This is a genomic window from Allobosea sp. 47.2.35, from assembly GCF_024655635.1.
Taxonomy (GTDB): Bacteria; Pseudomonadota; Alphaproteobacteria; order Rhizobiales; family Beijerinckiaceae; genus Allobosea.
Genome location: NZ_JANLGI010000003.1, coordinates 369255 through 387267 on the forward strand (window position 1 = coordinate 369255; position 18013 = coordinate 387267).

Below are 18013 nucleotides of genomic sequence, written 5' to 3' on the forward strand. Positions count from 1 at the left end.
GAGACCAGTTCACGCCGAGTGGCGCTCTTTTGAACTTGTCCAGATCAAACGATGATCGCGCAACCGCCAAGTCGCTTTTGCGTGAGCGGGCTTGCAGAGCCGCAAGACTGCCCTTGCGTCAAAGCCGATAACCGGCCTCCTTCAGCGCCGTGAAGACCTTGAGCGGCGTCGCCGGCATGTCCATGGCCTTGATGCCGGCAGCCCGGTCGAGCGCATCGACCACCGCGTTCATCACCGCCGGGCAGGCGCCGATCGCTCCCGCCTCGCCCGCGCCCTTCACGCCGATGGCATTGGTCAGGCAGCGGACATTGCGCGTCTCGAAATGGAAGTTCGGGATGTCGATCGCGCGCGGCAGGGCATAGTCCATGAAGGTCGCGGTCAGCATCTGCCCGTCCGGATCGAAGCGGATCTCCTCCATCAGCGCCTGGCCGATTCCCTGCGCCGAACCACCATGCACCTGCCCCTGCAGCATCAGCGGGTTCAGCGTCACGCCGAAATCGTCGACCACGACATAGTTGAGGATTTCGGTGCCACCGGTGCCGGGATCGATCTCCAGCTCGCAGACATGGGTGCCGTTCGGATAGGTCGCCTCCGGCGGCTGCCAGCTCTGATGGACCTTGAGCAGAGCCGGGGTCGCCCCCGGCAGCGCGGCGATGGCGGCCAGGTCGAGCGCCTTGTCGGTGCCGACGATGCGGACCGCGCCGTCGACGATCTCGAGATCGCCCAAAGCCGCCTCGAGCTTCTCGGAAGCGAGCTGCTTCAGGTTGTCGGTCAGGATGCCCGTCGCCTTGTCGAGCGCCGCACCACCCACAGGGATAGAGCGCGAGCCGCCGGTGCCGGAGCCGGTCTCGACCCGATCGGTATCGCCCTGCACGACGCGGATGCGGTCCATGGGGATATCGAGATGCTGCGAGACGAGCTGCGAATAAGCCGTCTCGTGCCCCTGCCCGTTCGACTGCGTGCCGATCAGCACGGTGACGGTGCCGTCCTTTTCAAGAATGACCGTGGAGCTCTCCGGGCCGCCGCCGCCGCAGGCCTCGATATAGCTGGCCAGGCCGATGCCGCGAATCTTGCCGGCCTTGGCCGAGGCCTTCTGGCGGGCCTTGAAGCCCTTCCAGTCGGCGACATCCATGGCGCGGCGCATATGGCCCTCGAACTCGCCGGAATCGTAGACCGGGCCGGTCTGCGTCTTGTGCGGCATCTCCGTCGGCTTGACGAAATTCTGCGCGCGCACCGCGTCCGGCGTCTTGCCGGTCTCGCGCGCGATCGCATCGACCAGCCGCTCGATCAGATAGGCCGCCTCCGGCCTGCCCGCGCCGCGATAGGCATCCACCGGCGTGGTGTGGGTCAGCACGCCCCGGAACACGACATGCACGGCCGGGATATTGTAGCAGCCCGGCGTCATCGTGGTGCCGACCCAGGGGATGAAGGGCCCATATTGCGAGAGATAGGCGCCCATCTCGGCCGAGAGATCGACCTTGAGGCCGATGAACCGGCCCTTGGCGTCGAGCGCCATCGTCGCCGTCGCGAGATTGGCCCGGCCATGGGTATCGGCGAGGAAGTGCTCGTTGCGGTCGGCGACCCAGCGCACAGGGCGCTTCAGCTTCTCCGCCGCGATCATCGCCAGCGGATATTCCCGGTAGAGGAAGATCTTGGTGCCGAAGCCGCCGCCGACATCCGGCGTCACCACGCGGATGCGCTTGGGATCGACCTTGAGCACATAGGTCGCGATCAGGTCGCGCATGCCATGGCTGCCCTGGCTGCCGAGCGTCAGGGTCCAGCGCTTGTCGGCCTTGTCGTATTCGGCGATGCAGGCGCGTGTCTCCATGTAATTGGAGGCAAGCCGGTTGTTGACGACGGTGAGCGAGACGGTGCGCGCCGCCTTGGCAAAGGCCTTCTCGGTCCGCTCGCGGTCCCCCTGCTCGGCTTCGAAAGCGACATTACCCTTGCGATCAGGCCAGACCTGCGGCGCATCCGCTTCCAACGCTTCGGCGATTCCGGTCACCGCCGGCAGCGGGTCCCAATCGATGGCGATGGCTTCGGCCGCGTCGCGCGCCTGCGCCAGCGTCTCCGCGACGATGAAGGCGACGGCCTCGCCGACATGGCGGACGGTGTCGGTCGGCAGCACCGGAACCGGCAGCGACTTCGACATCTCGCCGGAGGTCGTCTTCACATGCCCCTTGCAGGGCAGGTCGCCGTACTGGGAGACATCGGCCCCGGTCAGGATGAGCTTCACGCCCTTCATCTTGCGGGCGGTCTCGACATCCGCGACGGCGAAGCGGGCATGGGCGTAAGGCGAGCGCAGCACGAAGGCGTGGAGAGCACCGTCAGCGGCGATGTCGTCCGTGTAGCGGCCGGTGCCGGTGGTCAGGCGCTGATCCTCGACCCGCCGCACCGGCTGGCCGAAACCGAATTTCATGGGACGCATGAGGCATATCCTCAGTTAGGTCTAATGAAAGTCTGAAACAGAAATCATGCCACGTCAGCCCCCGGCGCGTGGCGCGCCGGGGTGCGTCTGGTGCATTGCGCCGTCAACGCGACATGCGGACAGCCGTCTCCGAGAGCGAAACCATGGTGTTGTAGTTGTTGACGATCCAGTTGGCGTCGTTGGCCGCGCCGCGCCGGACATCGCCCTTGCTTTTGGCAAGCTTGTCGCTGAAATCGCGCAGCTTGCCGAGCCAGGAGCTCGCCTGGCTCTCGATGAAGGGCACGCCCTTGGGATCCTTGTCCTTGAAGGCGTCCATCTCGCGGACCGCGGCGGCATAATCGGCGACCGCGGCGTTGAAGGACTTGAGATCGACGATCGGGCTCTCGTTGCTCGGCATCAGGTCCATGACGGCGCGCGCATTGATCATGATGTTGCGCACCTGCCAGCGGGCCGACTTGCCCTCGCGCTGCTCGACCGAGGCGAGCTCGCGCTGGTCGAGACCGCGCTTGTAGACGCGCATCAGCGCATCGAGCTTGGAGCGCTCCTCCAGGAAGGTCTTCGCCGCCGGCACCATCAGCGCATGCAGCTTCTGGCCCTCGGCGAGATTGTCGTCGCGATAGTCCTTGCGGTCGTAATAGCGCTCGGCCTTGGTGATCAGCGGCGCCAGCTCCTGATAGGCCTTGATATAGCGGCCCATGGTCTCGTCGATCGCCGGCAGCTTCGGCTCGCGGGCCATCGCCTCCTCGGCCTTCTTGATCTCGCCCGCAACGTCATAGAGGCTGTAGAGCCCGTAGGTAATGTAGCGCTCCTTGCCGGTCGGGCCCTTCTTCATATCGACCCAGCTGCCATAGCGCTCCCAGGACTGGATCGCCCGCAGCGTGCGGTTCATCAGCCCGGTATAGGCGTTCGACTTGGTGATCGCGGCCTGGAGGTCGTCATCGCCGGCCTTGCTGGCGCTGCCGGCCGGCATCGTCGCGACACCTTGCGCCCAGCCTGCTCCGGGAGCGGCCAGAAGGATCGCAGTGGCACAAACGGCACCGTAGAAGAATGCACGGGTCAGCATGGTCTCTATCCTTAGTCTTGCAGACGGCGCGGAACGCGGATCGGGCTTCAGGCCCTCAATCCTGCGTCACCGGCTCGCCATGCATCAGCCAGTCCTTGAAGCCGCCGGCATAGTGGCTGTCGATGTCGAGCCCGGCCGATTGCGCGAATTCGAGCGCGCGCCGCGAGCGCACGCCCGCCGCACAGGAGAGCACGATGCGCTTGCCCGGCTCGTTCGGCAGGTCGGCGGGATCGAATTGCGACAGGGGCCGCGATACCGAGCCCGGAATATGTCCGGCGGCGAATTCATGGGGCTCGCGCACATCGACCAGCAGGATGGAGCCATCGCCCAGGCCCGCCTTCACGGCGTCGATATCGAGGTCGTTCACGATCATGGGCGGGCCACTCCAGCTCGGTCAGGCGAGCCGTTGAGATAGGGCGGCGGTCCCGCAAGCGCCACCATCTGTCGGCGCTGCGGAATGCCTGAAACGAAAAGCAGCCGCGGGCGCAAGGCACGCGGCTGCCCTGGAACCAAACGGCCTCAGGCCTTCGGCGGAATGCGCAGGACCCAGCCCGGCTGGATCAGGTCGGGATTCTTGACCGGCGGCGTGTTGGCCTTGACGATCTCGGTGTATTTCGCGCCCTGGCCCTTGCCGTAATGCTCCTCGGCAATCTTCCAGAGCGTGTCGCCCTTCTTCACTGTATAGAACACCGCAGCCGCGGCTTCCTTGGTCACGGCGAGATCGGATTCGACCTGGGCCACGCCGGTGGTGTTGCCGAGCGCGAGAATGATCTTCTCGGCTTCTTCCGTCGAAACGGCCTTGCCGGACACCTTCACCTTGTCGCCGTCGATCTGGATATTGACGTCGGAAGGCAGGCCGTGCCCCGCAAGTTCCTTCTGCAGATCGTCGGCGGTCGCCGCCTTGGCCGAGCCGCCGAAAATCTTGGCGCCGGCATCCTTGATGAAACTGAACAGACCCATGAGTAAACCTCCGCGTGTCGCGGCGCTATCAAGCCCTGTCGGACGGCCCTATGCAAGTCGGCAGGGAAAAGGTGTTTTGCTTGCCGGCTAGCGCCGATTGCGCAAAAGCGGGCCCGCACGGCCTTTTCCGCGCGGCCTGCGGCTGGCAAGAACGTCGCTGACGAGAAAGAACGTCGCTGACGAAAGCGGAGTTTCCCCATGCTGACCCTCGCCCAGGCCCAGACCATCCTCCAGACCGCGCTCGGCCATGCCGAATCGAACGGCTTCAAGCCGCTCGCCATCGCCGTGCTCGATGCACGCGGCGCCCAGAAGGCCTTCGCCGCGCAGGACGGCACCAGCCTGAAGCGCGGCGAGATCGCGCTCGGCAAGGCCCATGGCGCTGTCGCGCTCGGCGTCGGCTCGCGCGCGCTGCACAAGATGGCGCTGGACCGGCCCTATTTCGTCGAGGCGGCGACCCATGCCGTCGGCGGCTCGCTGGTGCCGGTCCCCGGCGGCGTGCTGATCCGCTCGCCCGAGGGCGCGCTGCTCGGCGCTGTCGGCATTTCCGGCGACACCTCCGACAATGACGAGGCCGCAGCCTGCGCCGGCATCGCCGCCGCCGGGCTCAAGGCCGATACGGGAGCCTGAATCCACTCCGGCGACCGGGAAAAAGAGAAGGGTCTTTCCCCTCCCCGGTCGCCTCCGCGATTTCTCACTTTGCACTTGCCAACCGGCCTTCGAAGCCTCATGTCCTCCGCGCGGGTTCGTTAAATCGGACAGTTTGGACCGGCTCGAAGGTAGAATCATGAGCGAAGCGGCTGCCGCCAACGAAAACGAAGTCATCACCACCGACGTTGTCATCGTCGGTGCCGGCCCCTGTGGCCTCTTCACCGTCTTCGAGCTCGGCCTGCTCGATATCCGCGCGCATCTCGTCGACATCCTGCCGAAGGTCGGCGGGCAATGCGCCGAGCTCTACCCGGAGAAGCCGATCTACGACATCCCGGGCTTCCCGATGGTCACCGGCCAGGCGCTTGTCGACAACCTGCTGGAGCAGATCAAGCCGTTCGGGCCGACCTTCCATCTCAACCAGATGATCGAGGCGGTGGAGCCGACCGGAACGGCCGAGGCGCCGCGCTTCCGCGTCACCACCGATGCCGGCACCGTCTTCGACACCAAGACCCTGATCATCGCGGCCGGCGGCGGCTCCTTCCAGCCGAAGAAGCCGCCGATCCCGGGCATCGAAGCCTATGAGGCCGGCTCGGTCTTCTATGCCGTGCGCAAGATGGAGGCCTTCCGCGGCCGCAACATCCTGATCGTCGGCGGCGGCGATTCCGCGCTCGACTGGACGCTGAACCTCCAGCCCATCGCCAGCCGCGTCACGCTGATGCACCGCCGCGACGATTTCCGCGCCGCGCCGCATTCGGTCGAGCAGATGCGCAGCCTCGTCGCTGACGGCAAGATGGACATGAAGCTCGGCCAGGTCACCGGCCTGAAGGGCGAGAACGGCAAGCTCGAGGCGGTCGTCTGCCGTGGCACCGACAACGAGCCCTTCGAGGTCGCCTGCGATACGCTGCTACCCTTCTTCGGCCTGACGATGAAGCTCGGCCCGATCGCCGACTGGGGCCTGAACCTCAACGAGAACCTGGTTCCGGTCGATACCGAGAAGTTCGAGACCAGCGTGCCGGGCATCTTTGCCGTCGGCGACATCAACACCTATCCGGGCAAGCTCAAGCTCATCCTCTCGGGCTTCCACGAGGCGGCGCTCTGCGCCCAGAAGGTCCACCGCTACGTCTATCCGGAGAAGCGGCTGACCTTCCAGTACACGACCTCCTCGACGAGCCTGCAGAAGAAGCTCGGCGTCGCCTGAGCGAGGGGTCCCGTCATCCCGTGCGCGCCGCAGCGTAAAGCGCTGCTGCGCAGACACGGGACCGCGTGCCGCTTGAGGCTCCCTTCCTCATGGGTTCCGCAAAGGCGCCTTTTCCGGGAAACGGTCCCGTGTCGGCGCAGCGGCCTTCGCATGCCGCAGCGCGCACGGGATGACAGCGCTTCCTTGAAAGCCGCGGCACCCGCCGCGGCTTTTTCAATGGGCGACGGCGTCGCCGGGGATATGCGCGGCGGCGGTGCCGTTGCGCGCCGCCGGACCCTGGGCGGTGCCTAGACCCAGCGAATTGCGTACGCTCTCGGACGGGCCGGCAAGCTTCGGCATCTCGCCCGGCGCGGTGACGATCTGTGGCGCGTCATGGCGCGGTGCCGGCGGCAGCATGTCGTCCGGCTCCTGCGGCTCGATGCGCGCCCGGAGCTCGGCGATCGCCCCCCAGAGCGGCTGGAAGCTGAAGCGCACCTTATGCGTGCCGGCCGGCACCTGCACGGCGCGGAACAGCACATTGGCCCGCAGGATCTCGGCCTCGACGCCGTCGACCTCGGCCTTCCACCAGGGGTGCCAGATATCGTTGAGCACGACGAAGCCGGCGACCGGGGTGGTGACCTCGATCTCGACCTGGGCATTGAGATAGCGCGTCAACTTGACCTCGGCCTGTGCCGCGACCGGCCCTTCCGGCGTCGCGACCGGCGGCTCGGTATCGAGGAGAACGGCCTGGGTCGGATCGGTCTCCGGCCAGCGGCCGGACAGCTTCATGCTCTCGAAATCGGCGAATTGCCAACCGCCGACGAACTGCACGCGCGGCAGCGCCCGCGGATTCTCGTAGACATAGCCCTGCTTCGTCCGGGCGATCAGGGTGAGGTCATTGCCGCCCAGCGCGCGGTCGACCTGCTCGATCGGCACCGGCGAGGCGATGTAGCGCAGGCCCAACAGGTTCGCGAGCCGGCAGCGATAGGACGGGAAGAGCGGCGTGAACTTGCGGTCCGCCGGCTTGGCGATGCCGTCGCCGGTGCCCACCGCCTCGGAGAAATCCTCCAGCCGCAGCGGGTTGTAGCCCAGCGTATGATCGAAGCCATGGACCATGCCGGCATTCGGCCATTCGAAGCCCATGCCGAGCAGCTCCACCCGGTCGCGGCGCGGCGAGCCGTCCGGCTGGGAGGTCAACTGCTTCAGCAGCGCGATCGTGTCGTTCTTCGTGCGGGAATCCAGCACGTCATACATCTGCGGCGAGAGAGCGGTCGATTCGTTCGGGCCGTTGTTGACGCCGAGATCGGCCGCAACGACGCCCGTGACCAGAACCGCCGCAGCCGCCGAGCCGAGCGCGCCGCGCCAGCGCTGCAGGATGAAGAACGCCCCGCCCGCCAGCGCGAACCAGCCGAGCGCCATCGCGACCGGCTTCCAGGCGTCAGCGAGATGGCCCCAGCCACGCGACACGCCGAGCGCGAGCACGAGTGTGCCGAGAACCAGCGCCGCCCCGATCAGCATGTCGCGGCGGAACGAGGTGCCCGCCTCCGCCGTCAGGATGCGATGCAGCACATAGCCCGAGAGGATCGCCGCGATGCCGCCGATCAGGAAGGTCGCGTCGGCCGGGCGGCGGAACTGCTTCACGCCGGGCAGGTACTCATAGGTCAGGTGGAACAGCGGCGTGTAGCGGCCAAGCGCGAACAGCACCATGAAGACCAGCATCAGCGTCAGCGGGCGCACCGACCTGTCCCAGAGCCAGCCGCGCGTCAGGCCGGGCGCCAGCAAAAGCAGCAGCGGCAGCGCGCCGAAATAGACCTGCGCCATGTTCTGCGAGAGATAGAGCACCCGCGCATCGCCATAGGGGCCCCAGAACTCGACGGCCGGGTCCTTGGCGCCGAACAGGTCGCCGACGAAGGCGGAGAGCAGCGACATCGGATGCAGCGAGCCGCGCGCCGCGATGCCGAAATCGATCTCCGGCCGGGTCGTCGCCTCGGCGAAGAGCCAGGTCCAGATCAAGGGCATGGCGATGACCGCGAGGCCGACGACGCTGGCAGCGGTGATCGGCAACAGGCTCGCCTTGAAAGCCGACCAGCCGCCGGAAATCCAGTGCGCCACGACCATCGCGACCAGCACATAGCCGGCAAGCAGCGCGACCTGGTCCGGCTCCAGCACCATCATGCCGGCCGCGAGGCCGGCGAAGACGCCCGACAGGATCGAGGAGCGCTGCAGCATGCGCGCCGTCAGCCAGAAGGCGATGGCGAAGAAGGCATAGCTCGCGATCTGCCCGACATGCTGGACGCGCCAGGCCGCCGAAGCGCCGAAGGCGAAGACCAGCGCCGCCATCAGGCCGCCGGCCGGGTGCCAGCCGCGATCGCGGAAGAACATCAGGAGCGCGAGCCCGCCGGCGAGCAGATGCGCCAGCACATAGGCATCGACCTCGCGGAAACTCGGCTCCGGCGAGATCAGCGCGAGCAGGATCGCAGGCGAGAAGATCAGCGATTGGGGGTCGGCGATCTGCGGCGAGCCGGCGAAGACGTTGTGGTTCCAGAAGGGGGACTGGCCGGTATGGATCGCGTTGGCGAGGAACTGCACCTGCGCCTGGAAATGCGCCTTGGCGTCGAACGGAATCGTCACCGCCCCCGAAAGCCAGGGCCAGCACAGGATGCCCCATGCCACGACGAAACCGATGGCCGCCAGCAGGTAGCCGGCGCCCCTTGCATCAACGCGTCTCAACTGGACCCCCACGGTCCTCGGCACGAACGGTCCCGTTCTGGGATCCTGTCTCCAGCCCTGTCAGTGGCTGGACCATGGCGCTGCGTACCTGAACCGAATCTGAACGTGATCACGCCTCCGTGAACGAGGCTGATGACAGTCTGAAGAATGCAGAAATGGGATGTGTAAGCGGCGGAAGTTGCAGCGCCCCGAACGCCCTCTGCGTCATGGTCGGGCTTGTCCCGACCATCCACGTCTTCGCTGGTCGAAGGCTGTGTTCAAGACGTGGATGCTCGCCACAAAGGCGAGCATGACGGCGCAGAGCCTCAGCGCGCCGCAGCTAGCCAGCCCGCCAGCGCCTTCCGCTCGGCCGGAGTCATGCCGGAGAGGTTGTTCGGCGGCATCGCATGGGTCATCACCGCCTGCGTCCGGATGGCGCGGGCATGCATGGCGATCTGCTCGGGCTCGTGCAGCATCACCCCCTTCGGCGCGATCTGGATGCCGGGCCAGGACGGTTCCGGCGCATGGCACATGGCGCAGCGCCCGGTCACGATGTTCGAGACCTCCGTCGGCGGCAGGCTCATGCCGGCGAGCAGCACGGGCTTGCCCGCATCGCGCGCCTTGAGGCCGAGCTGCTCGCGCCCGCCGGGCGAGGACGACATCGCCACCCAGAAGGCGAGCCAGAGCGCCAGGATCGCCACCGCCCAGCACCACCAGGGCGACTTGGCGTGGTCGCCGTGCCGGATATTGAAGAAATGCCGGATCAGAGCGCCGGCCACGATCACCAGCGCCACCAGCAACGGGATCGCGCTCGAATTGGCGTAGGTCACCGGATAGTGGTTCGACAGCATCAGGAACAGCACCGGCAGGGTGATGTAGTTGTTATGCGTCGAGCGCTGCTTGGCGGCCTTGCCGTATTTCGGATCGGGCTTCTCGCCTGCGGTCAGCGCGGCGATCACCTTCCGCTGGCCCGGCATGATGTTGAAGAAGACGTTGGCGGTCATGATCGTCGCCATCAGCGCGCCGGTATGGATCAGCGCGCCGCGCCCCGAGAACACGTTGGCGAAGGCCCAGCTCGCCGCGACGACATAGCCGAAGCCGACGAGGCCGAGCAGCACGTCATGCTTGCCGAGAGGCGACTTGCACAAGAGGTCGTAGATCAGCCAGCCGACCACCAGCGCCGCAATGCCGATCGCGCCCGCCGCGAAGGGCGAGAGCTGCATCACCGCCGGATCGATCAGGTAGAGCTCCGACTGGGCGTAATAGACCCAGACCAGCAGGAAGAAGCCGGAGATCCAGGTCCAGTAGCTCTGCCATTTGTGCCAGGTCAGCTCGGCCGGCATCACGCCCGGCGCGACCATGTATTTCCGCATCTCGTAGAAGCCGCCGCCATGGACCTGCCAGGCGCGCCCGCCGGTCCCGGGCGGAATGTCCTCGGCCGGCTTCAGCGAGGCGTCGAGATGGATGAAGAAGAAGGAAGCTCCGATCCAGGCGATCGCCGTGATGACATGGAGCCAGCGCAGCATCATGCCGCCCCATTCCATCAGATAGGCTTCGAGCATCGCGCTGCGCTCCGGGAGTGCTGGAGGAAAACCGGGCCGGGAGCTCCGGCCGGATCAAAATAACCTGCTTTCGCTGTCTCCGAAATCGCCGGAACAGCCTTGCGGATTGACATCCGGGAACATGATCTTATCGCAAAAGCCAATATTCACCGCCGCGAGCGGCGCCGTACACTCCCCGGAAACCGGCAAGGCCCCACCCCGGACTTCAGGAGACCGCATGGGACATCTCTCGACGCATGTGCTCGACACGGTGAACGGCCGCCCCGGCGCCGGCATCGCGGTGACGCTCGACCGGATCAAGGCCGACGGTTCGCGCGAGCGACTGGTAGAGGCTGTGACCAACAGCGATGGCCGTACCGACGCCGCCCTGCTCTCGGGAACGCTTACCCCCGGCAGCTATGAGCTGACCTTCGCCATCGGCGCCTATTTCCGTGGCCTCGGCACCGCCTTGCCCGAGCCCGCATTCCTCGATCTCGTCCCTGTCCGCTTCGGCATCGCCGAGCCGGAGGGCCGTTATCACGTCCCGCTCCTGGCCTCGCCCTGGAGCTATTCCACCTATCGCGGCAGCTAGACCATCATGAGCCAGACCACCTATCCGCGCGACATGAAGGGCTATGGCCGCGCGGCGCCGCATCCGCATTGGCCGGGCGAGGCGCGCATCGCCGTCCAGTTCGTGATCAATTACGAGGAGGGCGGCGAGAACTGCATCCTCCATGGCGACGCGGCCTCCGAGGCCTTTCTCTCCGAGATCGTCGGCGCCGCGCCCTGGCCGGGCCAGCGCCACATGAACATGGAATCGATCTACGAATACGGCTCCCGCGCCGGCTACTGGCGGCTCTGGCGGATGTTCACCGAACGGAACATGCCGGTCACCGTCTTCGCCGTCGCCAGCGCGCTCGCCCGCTATCCCGAGATCGTCGGCTCGATGCAGGAAGCCGGCTGGGAGATCGCGACCCACGGCCTGAAATGGATCGACTATCGCGATACGCCCAAGGAGCGCGAGCGCGCCGATATCCTGGAAGCGATCCGCATCCAGACCGAGCTGGCCGGCGAGCGCCCGCTCGGCTGCTACCAGGGCCGCACCTCCGAAAACACCATTCCCCTGACGATGGAGGAAGGCGGCTTCCTCTACACCGCCGACGTCTATGCCGACGAACTGCCCTATTGGCTCGCAGGACCGAAGGGGCCGCAGCTCGCCGTGCCCTATACGCTCGATGCCAACGACATGCGCTTCGCCACGCCGCAGGGCTTCAACACCGGCGAGCAATTCTTCACCTATCTCAAGGACTCGTTCGACACGCTCTATGCCGAGGGCGAGACCGCGCCGAAGATGATGTCGATCGGCCTGCATTGCCGCCTCGTCGGCCGCCCCGGCCGCGCCGCCGCGCTCGCCCGCTTCCTCGACTATGTGCAAAGCCACGACCGGGTCTGGGTCGCGACCCGGCTCGACATCGCCCGGCACTGGGTCAGGACGCAGCCGCCCCAGGGTGGCTATGTCCCTTCGAGGCTGCCGATGGCACTCTTCACCGAGGTCTTCGGCCGCGTCTGGGAGCACTCGCCCTGGATCGCCGAAGCCGCCTACGATGCCGGCATCAACGCGAGCCACGATACGGCGGAAAGTCTGCATGCGGCGATGGTTGCGGCCATGCGCAAGGGCTCGCCCGAACAGCAGAAATCCCTGCTCACCGCCCATCCCGACCTCGCCGGCAAGCTCGCTGCCGCAGGCGAGCTCACGCCGGAATCGACGCAGGAGCAGGCCGGCGCCGGGCTCGACCGCCTCACCAGCGACGAGCGCGTCCGCTTCACCGCGCTGAACGAGGCCTACAAGGCCCGCTTCGGCATCCCGTTCATCATGGCGGTGAAGGGCGCGACCAAGGCCCAGATCCTCGCCGCCTTCGATGCGCGCTTGAAGAATACGCCCGAGCAGGAAACCGCGACGGCGCTGGCCGAGGTCGAGAAGATCGCCCTGTTCCGGCTGAAGGAATTGCTGCCGGCGGCCTAAGACCGTACCAGACCGGAACCCTCCTTCGATCGCGGCGTTGATGCGTCGCTATCGAGGAGGGTTTTCGTTCGTGTTCCGCCTGCTTCTGATCATCATCGTGCTCGTCATCGGCTATGACGCTGTCGTCCATCAGGGCGCCTATACGCGCGACGCCTGGAACAGCGTTGCAAGGCTGACCAACTCGTCGGTCGAGGGTGCCAGGGAACTCGGCGAGCGCGCCCGCAATTAGGCGCTACGCGGCCGCGCGCGCCTCGACGATTCCCGCGATCGCCTCCAGCATCCGCGTGTCGTCACCGGCGAGACCTTCCATCGCCGCCATGCGCTGGATCACCGTGCCGGCGATCGCCTCCTCCACCGTATCCTCGGCATAGGCGTAGAAGATCGTCGCGTGCTGGCCGTCGCGATGGCAGCGCCCCTCGATCTGCTGGAGCTGGATCGCGCTATGGCGCATGTCGTGGATGACCAGCGCCCGCTCGCGCTCGCCGCCTGGCATCTCGCCCCGATGCAATGAGATCGACTCGGTCACGGTGAAGATCACCGCATCGAGCTGCCCCGTCTGGAAGGCGATGCGGGTCTCCTCGTTCTGCACGCCCGAGCGCTGGCCATTGATCTCGGCCGTGCGCCAGCCGCGCCCCCTGAGCGTCTCGGCGAGCATCGCGCTGGTCTCGAGAAAGGCGACCGAGATCGCGACCTGCTCGTCATTCCCCAGCAGGTCCTCGCAGAAATCGGCCGTGCCGGGGATGCGCAGCAAACTGGCCTTCTGCCGAAACCGCAGATCGGCGGCCCAGCCCTGCGGCTTGCGCGTCGAGCCGCCGGCCAGTCCCAACTCCTTGCGGAACTCGCGCCAGGTCGCGTCATAGAGCTTGCGCGCCGCCGTATCGAGCGCGACCGGCGCCAGCTCCCGCTGCACCTCCGGCCAGCCGGCGATCTCCTCCGGCCGGCGGCGCAGGCCGATGGCGTTGGCGCCGCGATAGAGCAGATCGGCCATCACCTTGCGGTCGGCCTCGTTCGGCTCCCAGCTCCAGTTCTTCCAGCGTCCCTTGGCGCGTCCGATCTTCAACCGCTTCATCAGCCCGCGAAATCCGTCGAGATCGGCCGAGGGCATGCCGGCAGCCTTCGCCAGCAGGCCCGCGAGATAGGACAGTTCATGCGGCGACTGCCCGGCCGTCGCGCTCATATAGATCGTGAAATCGGCCGCTTCCGCCATCTGCCGGCAGACCAGCCCTTGCTGCGAGTTGGGATTGCGGATGCGATGCGCCTCGTCGATCACCACGAGCGGCCAGACGCGCTTCGGCCGGCCATGCTTGGCGATCTCGTTGTTCTTCGCCCGCGTCGAACGCTTCTTGCTATCGGCGACGGGCGCGAGCAGCGATTTCGTCTTCTCGAAATTCATCAGCGTCACGCGCTTGGCCGGCAGGCCGGACAGCGCCATGGTCCGCCGCCATTGCGGGATCGCGCCCTTCGGGCAGATCACCAGCACCTCCTCCTCCGGCATCGCCGAGAGCGCCAGCCAGGCCGAAAGCGTCTTGCCGAGGCCGGTGAGGTCGCCGAGCAGGAAGCCGGCCGCACCCTTCCCCCGCGCCGCCAGGATGGCGTCGCGGGCGACGAGCTGGTGCGGATGCGGGATCATCGTCATGCGGCTGGAAGTGCCCTGTCGGTCAGCGAGGCGCCCCGCCCTGTCCGGCGGGCATGGCGTGCCCGGCTCTCTTGGCACTGGCGTTCGCTCCCGTCCACCGGCACTGTGCCGGCCACCTATTGGGGAGACGACAAGACCATGACCCGCGCGCAGGCGATCGCGAAAGCCCAGGATTATTTCGACTCAGGCCGGATGAAGACCGATCTCGGCCGGCTCGTCGCGATCCCCACCGAAAGCCAGAATCCCGACCGTGCTCCCGTGCTGAGCGAGTATCTCGACAAGGAGATGCAGCCCCTGCTCGAATCATTCGGCTTCACCTGCCGCATCCTGACCCATGCCAAGGCGCGCGGCCCCTTCCTCTATGCCGAGCGCATCGAGGACCCCGCTTTGCCGACCATCCTCGGATACGGCCATGGCGACGTCATCCGCGGCCTCGACGCGCAATGGAGCGAGGGCCTCTCGCCCTGGAAGCTCGTCGAGCGGGACGGACGTTGGTACGGCCGCGGCGTCGTCGACAACAAGGGCCAGCATCTCATCAACATCAACGGCCTGCGCGCCGTGCTGGAGACGCGCGGCAAGCTCGGCTTCAACGCCAAGTATCTGATCGAGATGGGCGAGGAATCCGGTTCTCCCGGCCTGCGCGAGCTCTGCGAGGACGAGGCTGAACTGCTCAAGGCCGATATCCTGATCGCCTCGGACGGCCCGCGCCTCAATGCCGAGCGCCCGACGGTCTTCCTGGGCGCGCGCGGCGTCATCACTTTCGACCTGCAGATCACCGCACGCGACGGCGGCCACCATTCCGGCAACTGGGGAGGCATTCTCTCGGACCCTGCGATCCAGCTCGCCCATGCGATCGCCTCGATTACCTCGCCCACCGGCCAGATCCGCATCCATGAATGGGTGCCGAAGGAACTGCCCGACGGCGTGCGCCGCGCGCTGGCCGATTGCGAGATCGACGGCGGCCCGGACGGCCCCACCATCGATCCGAACTGGGGCGAGCCCGGCCTCTCCCCGGCCGAACAGGTCTTCGGCTGGTGCTCCTTCGACGTGCTGGCGATGAAGTCCGGCGTGCCGGAGACGCCGGTCAACGCCGTGCCACCCAGCGCCTGGGCGCGCGTGGCGCTGCGCTTCGTCGTCGGCATCGATCCGCGCGACGTCGCCCCGGCGCTCCGCCGTCATCTCGACCGCCACGGCTTCGACATGGTCGAGATCGTCATGCCCGGCACCGAGCGCTTCGGCGCGACGCGGCTCGACCCCGACGATGCCTGGGTGCGCTTCACGATCGATTCGATCGCCGAGAGCACCGGCAAGAAGCCGGCTTTGCTGCCCAATCTCGGCGGCTCGCTGCCGAACGACATCTTCGCCGAGATCCTGAAGCTGCGCACGATCTGGGTGCCGCATTCCTATCCGGGCTGCTCACAGCACGCGCCGGATGAGCACCTGCCGGCGGCGATCGCCCGCGAAGGGCTCGTCGCCATGGCCGGGCTCTACTGGGATATCGGCGCCGGCAACGCGCCCAAGCTCTGAGCGAGACTATTCCTGCGGCTGGCGCGGATCGCGCGCCGGCGGCAGATCGATCGGCGTCGCCGGGGGAGCCTCCGGCGGCGCATTGGGTGGCAATTCCGGCGGCGGCTCGGTCGGAATGCCCTGCGGCTCGGCATCCGGCGGCGATTCGACCGGCGGGGCCGGCGGAACCTCGCTCGGCGTCAACGGCGGCGCCTCGGGCGGCGGATTCGGGATGGCCGGCGTGTTGCCGGGCGCGGCCGCAAGGCCTTGATCCAATAGCGTCATATGAACCTGTCCTTTCGGACAGGAACGCCCGAGCCGCCGAAAGGCTCCCTCCTGTCAGGGAATTGCAGTCGCCCTATCCGGCACGCATGATCGCCTAAAGCGCTCCTAGAGAAGCCTGAGCATCGCCAGCCGCGAAGAGCAGCTGACTCTTAATCAGTGGGTCGAGTCCGTGCGAATCCAGGAACGCGAAAAGGGCGCGATACCCGCGCCCTGCTCCGGCGGCCAAGATCGGCCACCGCATTCAACTATCTGATTTTAAAAGAAAGGTCGTGGTGGGTGATGTAGGGCTCGAACCTACGACCCGCTGATTAAGAGTCAGCTGCTCTACCAACTGAGCTAATCACCCATACGCCACGAAGCGTCGCCGGTCAGCGGCGTCGGCCGCGTCAGGCAGGGGGCGTGTAGCAAAGGCCCCGCCCCCTGTCCACCCATCTGTGACAGTTTTTTCAAACGCGGCGGAAAAGGCCCCGCCGCGCTGTGGATTGTCAGGCCGTACGGCGGTTCAGCAGGTGATAAAGGATGATCGCGCCGAAGGTCGCGGTGCCGATTCCGCCAAGCTCGAACCCGAAGATCGGCAGCTTCAGGTCGCCGGCGCCGAGAATCAGCGCGGTCGCGACCGTGATCAGGTTCTTCGGCTCGGAGAAGTCGACCTTGTTCTCGACCCAGATCCGGCCGGCAGTCGCGGCGATGAGGCCGAAGACCACGACGGCGAGGCCGCCGAGCACCGCGACAGGGATCGTGCCGATCACCGCGCCGAACTTGGGCGAGAAGCCGAGCACGAGCGCGATGACGCCGGCCGCGACGAAGACCAGCGTCGAATAGACCCGCGTCACCGCCATCACGCCCATGTTCTCGGCATAGGTGGTGACGCCCGTGCCGCCGCCCGAGCCGGCGATCATGGTTCCAAGACCGTCGGCGATGAAGCCGCGGCCGATCAGATGGTCGAAATTGCGGCCGGTCATCACCGCGATGCCTTTGATGTGGCCGAGATTCTCCGCGACCAGGATGATCGCGACCGGCACGATCAGCGTCATCGCCTTTATGTCGAAGACCGGCGCTACGAATTTCGGCATGCCGAACCAGGCGGCTGCACCGATCTTGCCGAAATCGATCGTCGGCGCGCCAAAGCTCGACGCGGTCACGGCATAAAGGATATAGGCGGCAAGCCCGCCGATCAGCACCGGCAGGCGCTGCGGCAGCCCGCGCCCATAGACGGCGATCAGCGCGACCGCCACGACCGTGAACAGCGCGATCCATTTGGTATAGGCGCTGGCCGAGATCATGCCGATCGCGACGGCCGTGAGATTGAGGCCGATCGCGGCCACCACGGCACCGGTCACGACCGGGGGCAGCAGCTTCTCGATCCAGGCCGTGCCGACGCCCTGCACGATCAGGCCGATCAGGGCATAGACCGCGCCGCAGGCGATGATGCCGCCGAGCGCCACGCCGATATTTGCATTGGGGCCCGAGCCGGCATAGCCGGTCGCCGCGATGACGACGCCGATGAAGGCGAAGGAGGAGCCGAGATAGCTCGGCAACTGCCCGCGCGTGATCACGAAGAACAGCAGGGTCGCTATCCCTGAGAAGAAGATCGCGACATTGGGATCGAAGCCCATCAGCACCGGCGCCAGCACCGTCGCGCCGAACATGGCGACGACGTGCTGCAGTCCGGCGATCAGCGTCTGCCCGGTCGGCAGCCGCTCGTCCGGCATCACGACGCCGGAAGTCTTCAAGGTCCAGTTCGGAAAATAGCCCATCGGCATCGCGCTCCCCAGGGTCGCCGGGGGAGCGACCGCACCGGACGTGCAGATGAAAGCAAAAAGCGAGCCGGCGCCAGATCGCGCCGGCGTCATCCACCGGAATCGAAGAGCACGGGTCATCCCGTGCGCGCTGCGGCACGCAGTGCCGCAGCGCAGACACGGGACCGTTCTCAGGAAAAGACGCGCTTGTGGAGTGCTTTAGGAGGGGCGCCTCACACGGCGCGCGGTCCCGTGTCTGCGCCGCAGCGTTTCACGCTGCAGCGCAGACACGGGATGA

General features: G+C 66.7%; 15 protein-coding genes and 1 tRNA gene. 6 read left to right on the forward strand and 10 right to left on the reverse strand.

Annotated elements, in window-relative coordinates; translation table 11 throughout:
• Nucleotides 1-118 precede the first annotated feature (118 nt).
• From NUV79_RS06935 to lysM, 4 genes are all read right to left on the reverse strand, one after another.
• Nucleotides 119-2428, reverse strand: coding sequence for a xanthine dehydrogenase family protein molybdopterin-binding subunit (locus tag NUV79_RS06935; RefSeq protein WP_257732326.1), 2310 nt, complete (start codon nt 2426-2428; stop codon nt 119-121).
• Between the two features lie 103 nt (nt 2429-2531).
• Nucleotides 2532-3491 (reverse strand): YiiG family protein, encoded by a 960-nt coding sequence (locus NUV79_RS06940; protein WP_257732327.1) that lies wholly within the window; start codon nt 3489-3491, stop codon nt 2532-2534.
• A 55-nt stretch (nt 3492-3546) separates the two neighbouring features.
• Entirely contained in the window at nt 3547-3864 is a 318-nt protein-coding gene (locus tag NUV79_RS06945) for a rhodanese-like domain-containing protein (RefSeq protein WP_257732328.1), read from the reverse strand.
• A 146-nt stretch (nt 3865-4010) separates the two neighbouring features.
• A complete protein-coding gene (gene lysM, locus NUV79_RS06950) occupies nt 4011-4451 on the reverse strand; it encodes a peptidoglycan-binding protein LysM (protein ID WP_257732329.1) in 441 nt (146 codons plus the stop codon).
• A gap of 198 nt (nt 4452-4649) precedes the next feature.
• On the opposite strand from lysM, the gene NUV79_RS06955 reads away from it, so the two are divergent.
• Together NUV79_RS06955 and NUV79_RS06960 are read left to right on the forward strand one after the other, a co-directional pair.
• Nucleotides 4650-5078: a GlcG/HbpS family heme-binding protein gene (locus tag NUV79_RS06955; protein ID WP_257732330.1), complete on the forward strand. Its 429-nt coding sequence runs from the start codon at nt 4650-4652 to the stop codon at nt 5076-5078.
• A 157-nt stretch (nt 5079-5235) separates the two neighbouring features.
• The gene (locus NUV79_RS06960; RefSeq protein WP_257732331.1) at nt 5236-6297 is read left to right on the forward strand and encodes an NAD(P)/FAD-dependent oxidoreductase; all 1062 of its coding nucleotides are present in this window, start codon (nt 5236-5238) and stop codon (nt 6295-6297) included.
• Between the two features lie 213 nt (nt 6298-6510).
• Here NUV79_RS06960 and NUV79_RS06965 read toward each other — a convergent pair whose 3' ends face one another.
• Nucleotides 6511-9006: a YfhO family protein gene (locus tag NUV79_RS06965; protein WP_257732332.1), complete on the reverse strand. Its 2496-nt coding sequence runs from the start codon at nt 9004-9006 to the stop codon at nt 6511-6513.
• Between the two features lie 305 nt (nt 9007-9311).
• Entirely contained in the window at nt 9312-10547 is a 1236-nt protein-coding gene (locus NUV79_RS06970) for a urate hydroxylase PuuD (protein WP_257732333.1), read from the reverse strand.
• A gap of 217 nt (nt 10548-10764) precedes the next feature.
• On the opposite strand from NUV79_RS06970, the gene uraH reads away from it, so the two are divergent.
• From uraH to NUV79_RS06985, 3 genes are all read left to right on the forward strand, one after another.
• Nucleotides 10765-11118: a hydroxyisourate hydrolase gene (uraH, locus tag NUV79_RS06975; RefSeq protein ID WP_257732334.1), complete on the forward strand. Its 354-nt coding sequence runs from the start codon at nt 10765-10767 to the stop codon at nt 11116-11118.
• A gap of 6 nt (nt 11119-11124) precedes the next feature.
• The gene (gene puuE, locus NUV79_RS06980; protein WP_257732335.1) at nt 11125-12549 is read left to right on the forward strand and encodes an allantoinase PuuE; all 1425 of its coding nucleotides are present in this window, start codon (nt 11125-11127) and stop codon (nt 12547-12549) included.
• Between the two features lie 70 nt (nt 12550-12619).
• Complete coding sequence (locus NUV79_RS06985) at nt 12620-12778, forward strand: hypothetical protein (RefSeq protein ID WP_257732336.1); 159 nt, start codon at nt 12620-12622, stop codon at nt 12776-12778.
• A gap of 3 nt (nt 12779-12781) precedes the next feature.
• Here NUV79_RS06985 and NUV79_RS06990 read toward each other — a convergent pair whose 3' ends face one another.
• Nucleotides 12782-14185, reverse strand: coding sequence for an SNF2-related protein (locus NUV79_RS06990; RefSeq protein WP_257732337.1), 1404 nt, complete (start codon nt 14183-14185; stop codon nt 12782-12784).
• Nucleotides 14186-14323: 138 nt separating this feature from the next.
• Here NUV79_RS06990 and NUV79_RS06995 point away from each other — a divergent pair, with 138 nt between their 5' ends.
• Nucleotides 14324-15712 (forward strand): M20 family metallopeptidase, encoded by a 1389-nt coding sequence (locus NUV79_RS06995; protein WP_257732338.1) that lies wholly within the window; start codon nt 14324-14326, stop codon nt 15710-15712.
• A 6-nt stretch (nt 15713-15718) separates the two neighbouring features.
• Here the strand turns inward: NUV79_RS06995 and NUV79_RS07000 are convergent, their stop codons facing one another.
• The 3 genes from NUV79_RS07000 to NUV79_RS07010 form a co-directional block, all read right to left on the reverse strand.
• Nucleotides 15719-15976: a hypothetical protein gene (locus tag NUV79_RS07000; protein WP_257732339.1), complete on the reverse strand. Its 258-nt coding sequence runs from the start codon at nt 15974-15976 to the stop codon at nt 15719-15721.
• Nucleotides 15977-16246: 270 nt separating this feature from the next.
• A tRNA-Lys gene (locus tag NUV79_RS07005) sits at nt 16247-16322 on the reverse strand.
• A gap of 139 nt (nt 16323-16461) precedes the next feature.
• Complete coding sequence (locus tag NUV79_RS07010) at nt 16462-17739, reverse strand: solute carrier family 23 protein (RefSeq protein ID WP_374678935.1); 1278 nt, start codon at nt 17737-17739, stop codon at nt 16462-16464.
• Nucleotides 17740-18013: the final 274 nt, after the last annotated feature.